The following is a 19,127-nucleotide window of genomic DNA, read 5'->3' as shown; positions in this document are numbered from 1 at the left end:
TATGCAGTGGTTTCCTCTTTCGCAGGGGCAGCAGGCGCGCTGGTTCCAATACCGGCTGACGCCGGCCGCGCGCGGCGACCACAACAATGTTTTCGTCGCCGCGCTCGACGGCGGGCGCGACGATGAAGCGCTGGCGGCGGCGTTCGACGCGGTCGTGGCGCGGCATCCGATGCTGCGCGCGCGCATCCGCCAGAGCGACGACGGCCGGCTCGAACAATGCGTTTTGCCGGCGTGGCGCGGAACGCTGCGGACGATCCCGGCGGAATCCTTGGACGCGCCGGCGCTGCGCCAGCGCGTCGGCGCCGATGCGTGCCGCGCCTTCGGCGACGACGAGCCGCTGCTGCGCGCGCATCTCTACTCGCGCGGCGACGGCAGCGCGGTGTTGCTGCTGGCGCTGGATCATTTGATCTGCGACGGCTGGGCCTATTGGCGCCTGCTCGACGAACTCGCCGCCGAGCTCGACGGGCGCGCGCCGCAACCGCCGGCCGGCGACTACCGCGACTACGTGTCGTGGCAGCAGCAATGGCTTGCCGGCGAGTCCGGCGAACGCCAGTTCGAGTACTGGCGCGACGCGCTGCCGGCCGAGCCCGCGTTGCAGGAATGGCCCGCGCTCGAAGCCGCGGCCGCACACGGCGACGAACCGCCCGGCCAGCGCGCCCACACCTTCGTGCTGGACGCGGCGACCACCGCGCAAGTGCGCGAGCTGGCGTCGCGCAGCCGCGGCAGCGTGTTCTGCGTGCTGCTGGCGGCGCTGCAGATTCTGTTGCACCGCTACGGCGGCCACGATGCGGTGGTGGTTGGTGCGCCCGTGCCGTGCCGCGGCCGCGCGGCGTGGCGCGGCCTCGCCGGCGACTTCGTCAACGTGCTGTCCTTGCGCGCCGATTTCGGCGCCGAAACCACGGTCGCCGATGCGTTGGAGCAAGCGCGCGCCGCGCTGCGCCGCGGCCTGCGCCACCAGGACTATCCGATCTCGGCGCTGATCCGCCGTCTCGGTTTCGAGCGCGCGCCGTTCCAGGCCAGCGTGGTGTTCCAGAACGCGCGCGAAGCCGGCCCGCTGGCCGAATTGTGGAACCCCGCCAGCGAAGGGCGGGTGCTGGCGCATTGGGGCCGCATCGGTCTGAGCGCGTTCCCGATCCAGCAGCGCGTCGCGCTCGACCGGCAACCGCTGGCCTTGCACGCAATCGAGTTCGAGCAGGGCCTGCGTTGCGATTTCGTCCACGACGAGACCCGCCTGGACGCCGCCGCCGCGGCCCGGCTGACCGCCAACTTCGAGACCGTGCTGCGGGCGATGCTGGCCGACGCGCGCACGCCCGTGCGCGCGCTGCCGCTGCTCAGCGCCGGCGAGCGCGAACGGGTGATCGAGGGCTTCAACGCCACCGACGTCGCCCAAACCGGGCCGAGCTTGCTGCACGAGTGGTTCGTGCGCAGCGCGCGCGAGCGCCCGCGGGCGGTGGCGCTGCGCGAGCGCGGCGCCGAAATCCAGTACGCCGAACTCGACCGCCGTTCCGACGCGATCGCCGCGCGCCTGCGCCGGCTCGGCGTGGCGCCGCAGGACCGGGTCGCGCTGCATTTGCCGCGCGGCGCGGGCTTGGTCGCGGCCGCGCTCGGCGCGCTCAAGGCCGGCGCCGCCTACGTGCCGCTGGATCCGGCCTATCCGCGTGAGCGCCTCGCCGCGGTGCTGCGCGACTGCGGCGCGCGCGCGCGCATCGCCACCGCCGCGCTGGCCGCGACCTTGCCGGCCGACGGCGCGGTCTGGCTCGACATCGACGATGCCACGCTGGAGCACGAACCGGCGTTGCCGCCGTTGGCGCTGTCCGCCGATTCGCTGGCCTATGTCATCTACACCTCCGGCTCGACCGGTCAGCCCAAGGGCGTGATGATCGAGCACGGCAACGCCAGCAACTTCGTCGCCTGGGCCTTGCGCGACGCCGGCGCCGACGGGTTGGCGCGCACCTTGTTCGCGACCTCGATCAGCTTCGACCTCGCCGTCTACGAGATCTTCGCCACCTTGGCCGCGGGCGGCACCGTGGAGATCGTGCGCGACGCACTCGATCCGCCGAGCGGGCCGGTGGAACTCATCAACACCGTGCCCTCGGCGATGTCGGCGCTGCTGCAGGCGCAGGCCGTGCCCGCCGCCGCGCGCCGCATCAACCTCGCCGGCGAACCGCTGCGCGCGGCGTTGGTGGAGCGCGTGTTCGCCCAGACCGCCGCGCAGGCGGTGCACAACCTGTACGGCCCGACCGAAACCACCACGTATTCGACCGGCGTGCGGATCGAGCGCGGACAAGCGTTCCCCGCGCATATCGGCCGACCGATCGACAACACCCGCGTCTACATCCTCGACCGCGCCGGCCAGCCCGCGCCGATCGGCATCGCCGGCGAAATCTGCATCGGCGGCGCCGGCGTGGCGCGCGGCTATTTGGGCCGCGACGACCTCACCGCCGAGCGTTTCGGCGCCGATCCGTTCCGCGCCGGCGGCCGCTGCTACCGCACCGGCGATCTCGGTCGCTGGACCAGCGCAGGCGACATCGTTTATCTCGGCCGCAGCGACCATCAGGTCAAGATCCGCGGCTTCCGCATCGAGCCGGGCGAAATCGAGGCCGCGCTCGGCCGCATCGACGGCGTCGCCGCGGCGGCGGTGATCGCCCACGGCGAGGACGCCGAGCAGCGCCGGCTGGTGGCTTACTTGGTGACGCGCGCCGATGCCGCGTTCGCCGTCGATACCTTGCGCGAAGCGCTGGCCGCCCAACTGCCGGCGCACATGGTGCCGGCCGCGTTCGTGCGGCTCGACGCGCTGCCGCTCACGCCCAACGGCAAGCTCGACCGCGCCGCGCTGCCGGCACCCGCGTTCGACAGCGCGCGCGAGTACCGCGCGCCGCGCGGCGAGATCGAAATCGGTCTGGCCGCGCTGTGGAGCGAACTGCTCGGTACGCCGCGGATCGGCCGCGACGACAACTTCTTCGAACTCGGCGGCCACTCGCTGTTGGCGATGCAACTGCCGCCGCGCCTGCGCGCGGCCTTCGCCGTGGACTTGCCGCTGGCCGAATTGTTCGACGCGCCGGTGCTGCATCGGGCGGCCGCGCGCATCGCCGCGGCGCAGGCGGCGGCGCTGGACGCGGCCGACATGCAGGCCATGCGCGACGAACTGGCCGGGCTCAGCGAAGCCGAATTGTTGGACCTTCTGAGCAAGGAAGCGGTCGATGACTGAATCCGCCGACCAACGCCAGCGCCTGATCGAATCGATCCTGCTCAACCGCAAGCGCCGCGCGGCGCAGGCCGAGGCGGCGCAGCACGAGCCCATCGCGCCGCTCGCGCGCGACGGCCGGCCGTTGCCGTTGGCGCCGGCCCAGCGCCGGCTGTGGTTTCTGGCCCAACTCGGCGGCGCGGCCGCGGCGGCGTACCACATGCCGACCGCGCTGCGCCTGGACGGCGAACTCGACGCCGACGCCCTGCAGGCCGCGCTGGATGCGTTGGCCGCGCGGCACGAAAGCCTGCGCACGCGCTTCGCGGCCGAAGACGGCGAACCGGTTCAGATCGTGGACGCGCCCGGCGCGGGCTTCGCGCTGGCCAAGATCGACCTCAGCGGCCTGGACGACGCCGAACGCGACGCCGCCGCGAGCGCGCAGGCCGACGCGGAAGCCGCCGCGCCGTTCGATCTCGCCGCCGGCCCGCTGGCGCGCGGCCGTTTGCTCAGGCTCGGCGAACGCCGGCATGTGTTGCTGCTGACCCAGCACCATCTGATTTCCGACGGCTGGTCGGTAGGCGTGCTGGTGCGCGAGCTGGGCGAGTTGTACGCCGCCGCGCGCGAGCGCCGAGAGGCGCGGCTGGCGCCGCTGCCGATCCAGTACGCCGACTACGCGGCTTGGCAATGCGCGCAAGCCGGCGGCGACGCGTGGCAACGCGAACTCGATTACTGGGCCGAACGCTTGTCCGGCGCGCCGGCGCTGCTGGAACTGCCGGCCGATCGCCCGCGCCCGGCGGTGCAGAGCCATCGCGGCGCCAGCATCGAGGTCGGCTTCGATCCAGCACTGATCGAACGCCTGCGCCAATGGGCGTCCGGCCATGGCGCCAGCGTGTTCATGGCGCTGTTGGCGGGCTGGTCGGCCTTGCTGTCGCGCTTGAGCGGACAGGACGAGGTGGTGATCGGCACGCCGGTCGCCAACCGTTCGCGCGCCGAGCTGGAAGGCGTCAGCGGATTCTTCGTCAACACCTTGGCGTTGCGCATCGCACTGGACGGCGCACCGACCGCGGCCGAACTGCTGGAGCGCGCCAAGCGCGCCGCGCTGGGCGCCTACGCGCATCCGCAGGCGCCGTTCGAGCAGGTCGTCGAACGGGTGCGGCCGCAGCGCAGTCTCGCCCATAGCCCGGTGTTCCAATGCCTGCTGGCGCTGGACAACGTTCCCGGCGAGCGCGGCCTGTCGTTGCCGGGCGTGCGGCTGGAACCGCTGGCGCAGACGCGGCTTACCACGCAATTCGACCTGTCGCTGACCTTGAGCGACGACGGGCGCGAGGTGCGCGGCAGCCTGGAATACGCGAGCGATCTGTTCGACGAAGCCACCGTGCGGCGTTGGCTCGGGTGCTTCTCCACTTTGCTGGAAGCGCTGCCGCAAGACGATGGGCGAGCGCTGGCGGAACTGCCGTTGCTGTCGGCGGAGGAACGCGCGCGGGTGGTGGAGACGTTCAACGATACCGCGCGGGCGTATCCGGCCGATTCCACGATCGCCCGCGAGTTCGCAGCGTGCGCGGCGCGGCGCGGCGATGCGGCGGCGTTGTGGAGCGCTGGCGAGGAAGTCGGTTACGCCGAGTTGGATCGGCGCGCGAACCGCATCGCCAACGGGCTGCGCGAGCGCGGAATCGGGCGCGAGGATCGAGTGGCGTTGCTCGGGCGGCGCAGCGCCGATCTGGTCGTTGCGAGCTTGGGCGTGCTCAAGGCCGGGGCGGCGTACGTGCCGCTGGACCCGGAGCAACCGGCGGAGCGTCTGGCGGAACTGATCGCCGACAGCGGCGCGCGGGTGGTCTTGGCCGACGAAGGCTTCGCCGGAGCGCTGCCGTTGTCTTGGCGGGCGTGGTCGGAGCATGCGGATGTCGCGCCGGACGTCGACGGCGCCGCCGGCGATCTGGCTTACGTCATGTATACCTCCGGCTCGACCGGCACGCCGAAGGGGGTGATGGTCGAGAACAGCGCGGTATTGCGTCTGGCCGTCAACGGCGGCTTCGCGCCGCTGGGCGATGGCGATGTGGTCGCGCATTGCGCGAATCCCGCGTTCGACGCTTCGACCTGGGAACTGTGGGGCGCGCTGCTCAATGGCGCGTGCGTGGCGGTGATCGATGCGCCGACGGTGCTCGATCCCAAGGCGCTGTCCGCGTCGATCAAGCAGGCCGGCGTCACGGCGATGTGGCTGACCGTCGGCCTGTTCAATGCGTACGTCGACGAGTTGGAAGACGCGTTCGGCCGACTCGATCAACTGCTGATCGGCGGCGACGCGCTCGATGTACGCACCGTCGCCAAGCTGCTGTCGCGCGAGCACCGTCCGCGCCGTCTCATCAACGGTTACGGCCCGACCGAAACCACCACCTTCGCCGCGACCCACGACATCGTCGCGGACGATCTGAGCGGGCGTTCGATTCCCATCGGTCGGCCCATCGGCAACACCACGATCCGCATCGTCGACGCGCAGGGCCAGCCGGTTCCGGTCGGCGTCGTCGGCGAGCTGTTCATCGGCGGCGCGGGCGTCGCCCGCGGTTACTTGGACCGTCCGGAGCTGAGCGCGGAGAAGTTCGTCGCCGATCCGCTCGGCGGCGACGAACGCTTCTACCGCAGCGGCGACCTCGGTCGCTGGCGCAACGACGGAAGCATCGAATTCATGGGCCGCAACGACGGCCAGATCAAGTTGCGCGGCTTCCGCATCGAACTCGGCGAGATCGAAGCGGCGTTGCAGCAACTGCCCGGCACGCGCGAAGCGGTCGCGGTGGTGCGCGAAGACGAGACCTTGGGCCGCCGTGTGATCGCGTATCTGGTCGGCAGCGAAGGCGACGCCGGGCAATGGCGCCGAACGCTTGCCGCCAAACTGCCCGATTACATGATTCCCGCGGGGTTCGTCGCGCTCGACGCGTTGCCGCTGACCGTCAACGGAAAGATCGACCGCAAAGCGCTGCCTGCGCCGGACGATTCGGCGCTCGCCGTACGGGACTACGTCGCCCCGCGCGACGCAGCCGAAACCGCGCTGGCCGCGATCTGGTCGGAACTGTTGCGGATCGAACGCATCGGCGTCCACGACGATTTCTTCGAGCTCGGCGGCCACTCGCTGCTGGCCGCGCGCTTGGCCGCGCGCGTCGCCTCCGAATTGCGCAAGCAGGTTCCGGTCGCCGCCGTGTTCGCGCATCCGAACATCGCCGCGCTGGCTCACTGGTTGTCGGCGCAGCCCGCCGTCGCCGCGCAGGTCGCGATCGAACCGGTCGCGCGCACCGGCGCCTTGCCGCTGGCGCCGGCTCAGCGGCGGTTGTGGTTCTTGTCGCAGCTCGGCGACGCCGCCGACGCGGCCTACCATATTCCCGCCGCGTTGCGGCTCGACGGCGCGCTGGACGTCGCCGCGCTGCAAACCGCGCTGGACGCGTTGTCGGATCGACACGAGAGCCTGCGCACCCGCATCGCGCTGCGCGACGGCGAGCCGGTGCAGATCGTCGACGCGCCCGGCGCGGGTTTCGCGCTGGCGCAGATCGATCTGTCCGGCGTGCCCGAAGGCGAACGCGAGGCCGCGTTGGCGGCGCAGGCGGACGAAGAAGCGTCCGCGCCCTTCGATCTGGCCGCCGGCCCGCTCGCGCGCGGCCGGCTGGTGTGGCTCGGCGAAGACCGGCATGCGCTGCTGCTGACTCAGCACCACATCGTGTCCGACGGCTGGTCGGTAGGCGTGTTGCTGCGCGAACTCAGCGAGTCGTATGCGGCGGCTCGCGAAGGCCGCGCGCCGCAGTGGGCGCCGCTGTCGATCCAGTACGCCGACTACGCCGCCTGGCAATGCGCGCAGCTCGGCGGCGACGCGTGGCGGCGCGAACTCGATTATTGGGAGCAGCGGCTGGCCGGCGCGCCGGCGCTGCTGGATCTGCCCGGCGACCGGCCGCGCCCGGCCGCGCAGAGCTACCGCGGCGCCAGCGTGCCGGTCGAACTCGAGCCGGCCTTGGTCGAAGCCTTGCGCGGCTGGGCCGCGCGCAACGGCGCGAGCCTGTTCATGGCCTTGCTCGCCGGCTGGTCGGCGCTGCTGTCGCGTCTGAGCGGGCAGGACGAGGTGGTGATCGCAACGCCGGTCGCCAATCGCTCCCTGCCCGAGTTGGAAAGCCTGTCCGGTTTCTTCGTCAACACGCTGGCGCTGCGCCTGTCGCTGGACGCGGAGCCCGACGCCGCGGCGCTGCTGCAGCGGGCCAAGAGCGCCGCGCTGGAGGCTTACGCGCATCAGCAGGTGCCGTTCGATCAAGTGGTCGAACGCTTGCATCCCGAGCGCGGGCTGGATCACAGCCCGGTGTTCCAGAGCGTGTTGGCGCTGGACAATACGCCGCACGGTCGCGCGCTGTCGCTGCCGGGATTGCGGGTGCGGCCGTATCGGCACGCGCGCGCCAGCAGCCAGTTCGATCTGTCGCTGCTGCTGGTCGAGGACGGCGATTCGGTATGCGGCACGCTCGAGTTCGCCACCGACTTGTTCGACGAGGCGACGCTGCGCCGCTGGTTGTCGCATTGGCTGCGGTTGCTGGCCGCGCTGCCCGACAGCGGCGCGCGTCCGGTGGCGGCCTTGCCGCTGCTGTCGGCGCAGGAATCGGAGCAGGTGACGCGCGGCTTCAACGATACCGCGCGCGATTATCCGGGCGATTCGACCATCGCGCGCGAATTCGCCGCGTGCGCGGCCCGGCGCGGCGACGCGCCGGCGCTGTGGAGCGCGACGGAGGAAGTCGCCTACGCCGAGCTGGACCGGCGCGCGAACCGCATCGCCAACGGCTTGCGCGCGCACGGCATCGGACGCGAGGACCGGGTGGTGCTGCTCGGCCGGCGCAGCGTCGATCTGGTCGTGGCGACGCTGGGCGTGCTCAAGGCCGGCGCGGCGTACGTGCCGCTGGATCCGGAGCAGCCCGCGGAGCGTTTGGCCGAGTTGATCGCCGACAGCGGCGCGCGCGCCGTGCTGGCCGACGGCGATGTCGCCGACGCGCTGCCCTTGTCTTGGCGGGCGTGGTCGCAGCAGTCGGACGCGGCGCCGGAGTTCGACGCCGCCGCCTGCGATCTGGCTTACGTCATGTACACCTCGGGTTCCACCGGCACGCCGAAGGGCGTGATGGTCGAGAACCGCGCGGTGCTGCGCTTGGCGATCAACGCCGGCTTCGCGCCGCTGGGCGACCACGACGTGGTCGCGCACTGCGCGAATCCCGCGTTCGACGCTTCGACCTGGGAACTGTGGGGCGCGTTGCTCAACGGCGCCTGCGTGGCGGTGATCGAACCGGAGACGGTGCTCGATCCCAAAGCGCTGTCCGCGTCGATCCAGCGGGCCGGCGTCACCGCGATGTGGCTCACCGTCGGTTTGTTCAATGCCTATGTCGACGAGTTGGAAGAGGCGTTCGGCCAGCTCGATCAGCTGCTGATCGGCGGCGATGCGCTCGACGTGCGCACCGTCGCCCGGTTGCTGGCGCGCGAGAACCGTCCGCGGCGCCTGATCAACGGCTACGGTCCGACCGAAACCACCACTTTCGCCGCGACCCACGAAATCGTGGCGGACGACGTCAACGGCCGCTCGATCCCGATCGGCCGTCCCATCGGCAACACCACGATCCGCATCGTGGACGATCACGGCTTGCCGGCGCCGGTCGGCGTGATCGGCGAGATCCGGATCGGCGGCGCCGGCGTCGCGCGCGGCTACTTGAACCGGCCCGAGCTGACCGCCGAAAAATTCGTCGCCGATCCGCTCGGCGACGGCGAGCGTCTCTACCGCAGCGGCGATCTCGGCCGCTGGCGCAGCGACGGCCGCATCGAGTTCGTCGGCCGCAACGACGGCCAGATCAAGCTGCGCGGATTCCGCATCGAACTCGGCGAGGTGGAGGCCGCGGTGCAGCAGTTGCCCGGCACGCGCGAAGCGGTGGTGGTGGTGCGCGAGGACGAAGGCGCGGGCCGCCGTCTGGTGGCGTATCTGGCCGGCGCGGAAGGCGACGCCCAGCAATGGCGCCAGGCGCTCGCCGCCAAGCTGCCCGATTACATGCTGCCGGCGGCGTTCGTCGCGCTCGACGCGCTGCCGCTGACCGCCAACGGCAAGATCGACCGCAAGGCGCTGCCGGCGCCGGCGCCGGGCGATCTGGACGGCCGCGATTACGAAGCTCCGCTCGGCGCGGTCGAAACCGCCATCGCCCGCGCCTGGGCCGCACTGTTCGGGCTGGAACGGGTCGGCCGGCGCGACAACTTCTTCGAGCTCGGCGGCCATTCGCTGCTGGCCATCGGCATGATCGAGCGGCTCGCCGCCGAAGGCATCGACTTGCCGGTGCGCGCGCTGTTCGTCTCGCCGGTGCTGGCCGATCTGGCCGCGCAGGTCTCGCACGGCACCGCGCGCGAGGTGCCGCCGAACCTCATCGTCGCCGGCGCCACGGCGATCACGCCCGAACTGCTGCCGCTGGCGGCGCTGTCGCAGGCGCAGATCGACCGCATCGTCGCGGCGGTGCCCGGCGGCGCGGCCAACGTCCAGGACATCTATCCGCTCGGGCCGTTGCAAGAAGGCATCTTGTTCCACCACCTGCTGCACGGCGAGGACGAGGCCGATCCGTACGTCATGCGGGTCGGGCTGACTTTCGACGACCCGGAGCGTTTGCGGCGTTTCGTCGCCGCGTTGGAACAGGTGGTGGCGCGCCACGATGTGCTGCGCACCGCGCTGTTCTGGGAAGAACTGGAGCAACCGGTGCAAGTGGTGCAGCGCGAGGTCGCGCTGCCCTTGATCGACGGCGTGCCCGGTCCGGTGCGCATGGATCTGCGCCGCGCGCCGCTGCTGCAGCTGTGGCGCGACGCCGCGCCCGAACGCGGCGAGTGGACGCTGACCGTGCTGTGGCATCACGCGGTCTACGACGCGGTCGCGATGGGCGTGATCCTCGGCGAAGTGCGCGAGTTGCTGGAGCCCGGCGCGCCGGCGCTGCCGCCGCCGGCGCCGTACCGCGACTTCATCGCGCGCAGCCGCTCGGTTCCGGCCAGCGTGCACGAGCGCTATTTCCGCGAACGCCTCGGCTCGGTCGAGGACACCACCGCGATCGGCGGCGTGCTCGACGTGCGCCACGACGGCGCCGCCACCCGCCAGTGGTCGATGCGCCTGAGCGAATCCGCCTCGGCCCTGATCCGCCGCGCCGCCGCGCAGGCGAGCACCGCGCCGTCGGTGCTGTTCCACGCCGCATGGGCGCGGGTGCTGGCGCTGCATGTCGGGCGCAGCGACGTGGTGTTCGGCACCGTCCTGACCGGCCGCTTGCAAGGCATGGCCCAGGCCGGCCGTACCGTCGGTTTGTTCATCAACACCTTGCCGCTGCGGCTGGATCTGGCCGGACTCAGCGCCGCCGCCGCGGTCGAGCAGACCCGTGCGCGCTTGGGCGAACTGCTCGCTCACGAGCACGCGTCGCTGGCGGTGGCGCAGCGTTGCAGCGGCGTGGCCGCGGGCGCGCCGTTGTTCACCTTGCTGCTGAACTATCGCCAGCACGGCGAGGATCTGGCGCAATCCGACGCTCAGCCGATCGGCGAAGGCGTGCGCTTCGCCGGCGGCGAGGTGCGCAACAACTATCCGCTGACAGTGTCGGTGGACGATTACGGCGTGGGTTTCGGGCTGACTTCGCTGAGTACCGAGGGCATCGACGGTCCGGCCTTGGCCGCGCATCTGGCGCGGATGGCCGAATGTTTGGCCGAAGCGATGGTCGCTGGCGGCGACGCCGCGGTCGATGCGCTATCGCCTCTGGCCGAGGACGAACGCGCCGCGCTGTTGGCGCTGGGCCGCGGCGCGGATTCGGCGCGGGACGCGAATGCGGATCTCGGCGAGATGTTCCAGGCGCAGGCCGAGCGCACGCCGCACGCGGTCGCGCTGCGCGAAACCGCGAGCGGCGTCGACACCGACTACGCGACGCTGGCCGCGCACGCCAATCGCTTGGCGCATGCGCTGGGCGAGCAGGGCGTGGGGCGCGGCGACCGGATCGGGCTGTGCCTTGAGCGCACGCTCGCTTTGCCGGTGGCGTTGCTAGCCGTGCTCAAGAGCGGGGCGGCTTACGTGCCGCTGGATCTCAAGCAAGGGCCGGAGCGGTTGGCGAAGATCGTCGCCGACGCGGGGATCGGTTTCGTGCTGGTGGAAAGCGCTTCGGCGCCGTCGGCGCTGGGCGGCGTGGACGCGATCTACCTCGATGGCGCTGGCGTCGATCCGGAGTGGCTGAGCGAGTATCCGTCCGAACCGCCGCCGGTCGAGATCGCCGGCGACGACATCGCTTACGTGTTGTATACCTCCGGTTCGACCGGCGAGCCGAAGGGCGTCGAGGTCTATCACTCGGGTTTGAGCGACTACTGCGCGTTCGCGCAAGAGGGTTACTACGACTCGGCGCTGTGGGGTTCCTTGGTCGCGACCTCGCATGCTTTCGATCTGACGGTGCCGTCGCTGTACGTGCCGCTGTTGCAAGGCGGCTGCGTAGAACTGCTGCCGCCGGGCGAAGAGCTGCCGGCGTTGTCGCGGCGCTTGGACAGCGACGACGGCGCATGGCTGTTGCGCCTGACGCCGTCGCACGTGCAAGGCCTGCTGCAACTGGCCGACATCGCGCCGCGAGACCCAGCGCATGCGTTCGTCATCGGCGGCGAAGCCTTCCCGGCGTCGCTCGCACGCCAGCTGCGCGCTAAGTTCCCGAGCGCACGGCTGATCAATCATTACGGCCCGACCGAAACCGTAGTCGGTTGCGCGTGGCAGCCGCTGGACGAGGCGCTGCTGGCGGGCGAGGGCACCTTGCCCATTGGCCGGCCGATGAGCAATACGCGGCTGTACGTACTCGGCGAATCCGGCGAACTGCTGCCGCGCGGCGTAGCGGGCGAGCTTTACATCGCCGGCGCCGGCGTGGCGCGCGGCTACCTCAACGACGCCGGCAAAACCCACGAGCGCTTCTTGCCCGATCCGTTCGCGCAAGGCGAACGCATGTACCGCAGCGGCGACCGCGTGCGCTGGAACGCGCAGGGCACGCTGGACTTCCTCGGCCGCATGGACGGCCAGATCAAGCTGCGCGGTTACCGCATCGAACTCGGTGAGATCGAAGCGGCGTTGCGCCCGCACGTGCGCGAAATCGCGGTCGGTGTGCACGGCGAAGGCGACGCCGCGCGTCTGGTGGCCTGGGTCGCGGGCGAGGGCGGCGAAGCCGGCCTGAATGCGCTGCGCGCGATCGCTACGCAACGTTTGCCGGCTTACATGCAGCCCGCCGCGTACGTGGCGATGGACGCGCTGCCGCTGTCGCGCAACGGCAAGCTCGACCGCAAGCGCCTGCCGTCCCCGGAACGCGGCGCGGCCCGCGCTGTCGGCGAACCGCCGCAGGGCGCGCTGGAGCAAGGCGTCGCCGAGCTGTGGGGCGAACTGCTCGGCATCGCCGAGGTAGCGCGCGACGACGATTTCTTCGCCCTCGGCGGCCACTCGCTGACCGCGGTGCAAGCGGTCGCGCGGCTGCGCACCCGGTTCGGGCGCGAGGTGCCGCTGCGCGAGTTGTTCGCGCGCCCCACGCCGCGTGCGTTGGCGGCGTACCTGGGCGAGGCCGGCGTGAGCGACGAAGCGCCGATCGCGCCGGCCGACCGCTCGCGGCCCTTGCCGCTGTCGCTCGCGCAGAGCCGGCTGTGGTTCCTGGCCCAGCTCGACAGCGCCGCCGGCGCGGCGTATCACATTCCCGCCGCGCTGCGCCTGCACGGCGAACTCGACCGCGACGCGCTGCAAGCCGCGCTCGACGCGCTCGCGGCGCGCCACGAAAGCCTGCGCACGCGGTTCGCGCCGCGCGACGGCGAGCCCGAACTGATCGTCGATGCGCCGGCCGCGTTCGCGTTGAGCCGGATCGATCTGTCCGGCCTGGACGAGGATGAGCGCGAAGCCGCCGTCGCCGCGCAAGCCGCAGAGGAAGCGGCCGCGCCGTTCGATCTCGCCGCCGGTCCGCCGGCGCGCGGCCGCCTGCTCGAACTCGATCCGCAGACCCATGTGCTGCTGCTGACTCAGCATCACATCGTCTCCGACGGCTGGTCGATCCCGGTGCTGGTGCGCGAATTCGCCGAACTTTACGCCGCCGCGCGCGAGAACCGCGCGGCGCGCTTGCCGGCGCTGCCGATCCAGTACGCCGATTACGCGGTATGGCAGCGCGAGCGAGCCAGCGGCGAAGCCTGGCAGCGCCGTCTCGATTACTGGGCGACGCAACTGTCCGGCGCGCCGGCGCTGCTGGAATTGCCCGGCGACCGCCCGCGTCCGCCGGTGCAGAGCTACCGCGGCGCCAGCGTGCCGCTGCGCCTGGAGCCCGAACTGGTCGAAGCCTTGCGCGGTTGGGCCTCGGCCCACGGCGCCACCTTGTTCATGGCCGTACTGGCTGGCTGGGCGGCGTTGCTGTCGCGCCTGAGCGGGCAGGACGACGTGGTGATCGGCACGCCGGTCGCCAACCGCCCGCGCGCCGAACTCGAAGGCTTGGCCGGATTCTTCGTCAACACCCTGGCGTTGCGCGTCCCGTTGGGCGGCGCGCCCGACCCGGCGGCGCTGCTGGCGCGGGCCCGGCAGGTGGCGCTGGACGCGTACGCGCATCAGGACGTGCCGTTCGAACAAGTGGTCGAACGGGTGCGGCCGCAGCGCAGCCTCGGCCACAGCCCGCTGTTCCAGTCGATGCTCGCCTTCAACAACACTCCGGGCGAGCGCGAGCTGACCTTGCCGGGGTTGCGCCTGCAACCGCAGGAGCAAGCGCGCGCGAGCACCCAGTTCGATCTGTCGCTGGCGCTCAACGAACGCGACGGCGCGCTGGAAGGCGCGCTGGAATTCGCCAGCGATCTGTTCGACGCTGCCACCGTGCAGCGTTGGGCCGGCCATCTGCAGCGCCTGCTCGCGGCGATGGCGGCCGATCCGCGCACCGAGGTCGCGCGGCTGCCGTGGCTGAGCGAGGCCGAAGCGGCGCAGCTGCGCGATTGGAGCGAACCGGCGCCGTGCTCGCCGGTACCGGCCGAGACCGTGCCGGCTTTGTTCGAGGCCCAAGTACGGCGCACGCCGCACGCGCCGGCGCTGAGTTTCGAAGGCCGCAGCCTGAGCTACGACCAGCTCAACCGCGCCGCCAACCGCGTCGCTCACCGCTTGCTGGCGCTGGGCGTGCGGCCCGACGACCGGGTCGCGTTGCGCGCCGAGCGCGGCTTGCCGCTGTTGATCGGCCTGCTCGGCATTCTCAAGAGCGGCGCGGCTTACGTGCCGATCGATCCGGCCTATCCGGTGTCGCGCCAGGCCTACATGCTGGCCGATTGCCGGCCGGTGGCCTTGCTGGTGGACGAAGAGGGCGGCGGCATCGAAGCCGCGTGCCCGGTGCTGACCATCGGCGGCGAAGACGTCGGCGAAGACGATCCGCACGTGCCGCAACTCGAACCGCGGCATTTGGCTTATGTCATCTACACCTCCGGTTCGACCGGCCAGCCCAAGGGCGCGATGGTCGAACACGCGAGCGTGGTCAATCTGTGGCGCGCGCTGGAGGACCGCTTCGGCGCGCATTGCCCGCCCGGAGCGCGAGTCACCCTCAATGCCGGCGTGTCGTTCGACGCCTCGGTGCAGGGCTTGGTGCAATGGCTGTCGGGACGCACCGTGGTGGTGGTACCGGCGGCGGTGCGCAGCGACGCCCGCGCCTTGCGCGAGTTCCTGCGCGAGGAGCGCATCGACTTGTGCGACACCACGCCGGCGCAGTTGGAAACGCTGCTCGCCGAGGGCTTGCCCGATATCGCCGACGGCGGGCCGCGGGTGTGGCTGGTCGGCGGCGAAGCGATCGCGCCGCGGCTGTGGCAGGCGCTGGCGGGACTGCAGGCGCTGGCGCTCAACGTCTACGGCCCGACCGAATGCACGGTCGACAGCACCTGCGCGCGCATCGACGCCGCCGACGCGCCGCACATCGGCCGCGCGCTCGGCAACGTGCGCTTGCGCGTGCTCGACGCGCACGGCGCGCCGGTGCCGCCGGGCGTGCGCGGCCAGATCCATATCGGCGGTGCGGGGCTGGCGCGCGGCTACCTGGGCCGCGACGAACTGACCGCCGAACGCTTCGTCGAACTCGACGGCGCGCGCTTCTACCGCACCGGCGACATCGGCCGCTGGCGCGCCGACGGCGATCTCGAATACCTCGGCCGTGACGACGATCAGATCAAGCTGCGCGGCCATCGCATCGAGCTGGGCGAGATCGAAGCCGCGTTGGCGCTCGCGCCCGGGATCGACGCCGTCGCGGTGCTGCTGCGCCGCGACGCGGCCGGCGAGGGCCGTCTGGTCGCTTACGTGGCGACGCAGGACAACGGCGAAGACGCGACCGCGCGCTGGCACGACGGGCTGTCGGCGCGGTTGCCGGCGCACATGCTGCCGGCCGCTTACGTGCGCCTGCCGCGCTTGCCGCTGACCGCCAACGGCAAGATCGACCGCGGCGTGCTGCCGGCGAGCGGCGACGAAGCCGCGGTCAATCGCGGCTATGCCGAACCGGCGACCGCGACCGAGCGCGAACTGGCGCGGATCTGGCGCGAATTGCTCGGCGTCGAGCGGGTCGGCCGCGACGACCGCTTCTTCGAACTCGGCGGCCACTCGCTGCTGGCGATGCGCATGACCAGCGCGGTCGCGGCGCGGCTCGGGCGCGAACTGCCGGTGCGCGTGGTGTTCGAGCGCGCGAGTCTGGCCGCCGTGGCGGCATGGCTGGACGAACCCGCGGCGGCGAGCGCGGCGGAACCCGCGCCGATGCCGCTGCAGGCGGCGCCGCGCGAGGGCCGCTTGCCGATGTCGTATTCGCAGCAGCGGCTGTGGTTCATCGACCGCTTGCAGGGCAGCGCCGCTTATCACATGAGCGGTTCGCTGCGCCTGCGCGGGCCGCTGGATTCGCAGCGCCTTCACGCCGCATTGCGCGCGGTGGTCGCGCGCCACGAAGTGCTGCGCACCACCTACGGCGAGGACGGCGGCGAACCGGTGCAGCGCATCGGCGCCGCCGACGGGATCGACTTCGCCGTCGACGATCTGCGCGGGCTCGACCCGGCCAGCCGCGACGGCCATTGCCTGACCATCGCCGCCGAGGAAGCGGCGCGGCCGTTCGACCTGGGCGCGGACCGGATGCTGCGCGCGCGCCTGGCCGCGCTCGCCGACGACGAACACGTGCTGTGGCTGACCACCCACCACATCGCGTTCGACGGCTGGTCCTACGCGGTGCTGGTGCGCGAGTGCATGGCCTTGTACGCCGGCGAAACGCTGCCGCCGCTGCGCTTGCAGTACGCCGACTACGCCGCGTGGCAGCGCGGACGCCTGTCCGGCCCGGCGCTGCGCCCGCAGCTGGACTATTGGCGCGCGCAGTTGGACGGCGCGCCGCCGACTCATGGCCTGAGCCTGGACGCGCCGCGCACGCCCGGCGCCGCGTCCGGCGGCGAGCGCTACCGCACCCGCCTGGACGTGGACGCGCTGCAGGCCTTGCGCGCGCTCGCAACGCGCCACGACGCCAGCGTGTTCATGCTGCTGCACGCATCGCTGGCAGCGTTGCTGGCGGGCTTCGGCGCCGGCACCGATCTGGTTCTGGGCACGCCGGTGGCCGGCCGCGGCCACGTCGACCTGGAGCCGATGATCGGTTTCTTCGTCAACACCCTGGTGCTGCGCACCGACTTGTCGGGCGATCCGGATTTCGAGACCGCGCTGGCGCGCGTGCGCGAAACCGATCTGGCTGCCTACGGCCACGCCGAGGCGCCGTTCGATTTGCTGGTGGAGGAACTCAATCCGGCCCGCAGCCTGCTGCACGCGCCGCTGTTCCAGATCCTGTTCAACATGCGCAACAACGAGCGCGCGCAATTGCGCGCGCCCGGGCTGGAGATCCTGGTCCAGGAACACGACGCGCCGCTGGCGAAGTTCGACCTGCAGATCGGCGCTGAGGAAACCGCGGCCGGGCTGGAGCTGGATTGGCTGTATCCGCCGGACTTGTTCGGCCGCGAGCGGGTGCGGCGCATGGCCGAGGCGTGGCGTTCGCTGCTCGCGCAGATCGCCGCCGATCCGCGCCGGCGTCTGAGCGAGTACGCGCTGATCGGCGAGGACGAACGCGCGCGGCTGCTGGCCTTGGGCGCCGGCGCGCAACGCGCCGAGGGCCGCGAGCGCAGCTTGCCGGACGCCATCGCCGTGGCGGCGCAAGCGCATGCCGACAAGCCGGCCGTGCGCGCGGGAGCTCGCAGCCTGAGCCACGCCGAATTGCAGCGCGTGTCCAACCGGCTGGCGCGGCGGTTGATCGCGGCCGGTATCGGCCGAGGGGATCGGGTCGGGCTGTGCCTGGAACGCACGCTGGCCTTGCCGGTGGCGTTGCTGGCGGTGCTCAAGAGCGGCGCGGCGTATGTACCGCTGGATCTCAAGCAAGGGCCGGAGCGGTTGGCGAAGATCGTCGCCGATGCGGGGATCGGCTTCGTGCTGGTCGAAAGCGCTTCGGCGCCGTCGGCGTTGTGCGGCGCGGAGGCGATTTATCTCGATGGCGCCGGCGTCGATCCGAATTGGCTGAGCGAACATTCGTCCGAGCCGCCGCGGATCGAGATCGACGGCGACGACATCGCTTACGTGTTGTACACCTCCGGTTCGACCGGTGAGCCGAAGGGCGTCGAGGTGTATCACTCGGGCTTGAGCGACTACTGCGCGTTCGCTCAGGAAAGCTATTACGAGGCAAGTCTGTCGGGTTCGTTGGTCGCGACTTCGCACGCCTTCGATCTGACCGTGCCGTCGCTCTATGTGCCGCTGTTGCAAGGCGGCTGCGTCGAACTGCTGCCGCCGGGCGAAGAGCTGCCGGCGCTGTCGCGGCGCTTGGACAGCGACGACGGCGCATGGCTGTTGCGCCTGACGCCGTCGCACGTGCAAGGCCTGCTGCAACTGGCCGACACCGCACCGCGCGACCCAGCGCATGCGTTCGTCATCGGCGGCGAGGCGTTCCCGGCTTCGCTGGCGCGCCAGTTGCGCGGCAAGTTCCCGAACGCACGGCTGGTCAACCACTACGGCCCGACCGAAACCGTGGTCGGCTGCGCGTGGCAACCGCTGGACGAAGCCTTGCTGGCGGGCGAGGGCACCTTGCCCATCGGTCGGCCGATGAGCAATACCCGGCTGTACGTGTTGGGCGAATCCGGCGAGCTGCTGCCGCGCGGCGTAGCGGGCGAGCTTTACATCGCCGGCGCCGGCGTGGCGCGCGGTTATCTCAACGACGCCGGAAAAACCCACGAGCGCTTCTTGCCCGATCCGTTCGTACAAGGCGAGCGGATGTACCGCAGCGGCGACCGAGTGCGCTGGAACGCGCAAGGTGCGCTGGACTTCCTCGGCCGCATGGACGGCCAGATCAAGCTGCGCGGTTACCGCATCGAACTCGGCGAGATCGAAGCCGCGCTGCGTCCGCATGTGCGCGAGATCGCGGTCGACGTGCACGGCGAAGGCGACGCCGCGCGCTTGGTGGCCTGGGTCGCGGGGGAGGGCGGCGAAGCCGGCCTGAACACGCTGCGCGCGATCGCTACGCAACGTTTGCCGGCTTACATGCAGCCCGCCGCGTACGTGGCGATGGACGCGCTGCCGCTGTCGCGCAACGGCAAGCTCGACCGCAAGCGCCTGCCCGAACCGCCGGCCGCCGACGCCGGACAGGCGTACGACCCGCCGCAAGGCCCGACCGAATGCCGGCTCGAACGGATCTGGGGCGACGCCCTGGGCCTGGAACGGGTCAGCGCCAGCGCGGATTTCTTCGCGCTCGGCGGGCATTCGCTGCTGGCCATGCGCGTCATCAACGAAGTCCAGCGCGAGTTCGGCATCGAATTGCCGCTGCGGCGCCTGTTCGAAAGCCCGGACCTGCGCTCGCTGGCGCGGCTGGTCGACGACCAGCGCATCCGCAGCGGCAATCTCGCCGGCAGCGCGGCGGACTCAACGCAAATCGAAATGGAGTGGTGA

At 71.5% G+C, this 19,127-nt stretch carries 2 protein-coding genes; both read left to right on the top strand.

Features of this window, described 5'->3' with window-relative positions; genetic code table 11:
• Position 1 precedes the first annotated feature (1 nt).
• The gene (locus J5226_RS17335) at positions 2-3,208 is read left to right on the top strand and encodes a non-ribosomal peptide synthetase (RefSeq protein ID WP_215835677.1); all 3,207 of its coding nucleotides are present in this window, start codon (positions 2-4) and stop codon (positions 3,206-3,208) included.
• On the top strand, positions 3,201-19,127 hold the full coding sequence (locus tag J5226_RS17330; RefSeq protein WP_215835676.1) for a non-ribosomal peptide synthetase: 15,927 nt from the start codon (positions 3,201-3,203) through the stop codon (positions 19,125-19,127). Before J5226_RS17335 ends, J5226_RS17330 begins: the two co-directional genes overlap by 8 nt.

It is taken from the genome of Lysobacter sp. K5869 (genome assembly GCF_018847975.1).
Lineage (GTDB): Bacteria > Pseudomonadota > Gammaproteobacteria > Xanthomonadales > Xanthomonadaceae > Lysobacter.
The sequence above is the reverse complement of the archived record's forward strand: the minus strand, read 5'-3'. Positions and strand labels throughout refer to the sequence as shown.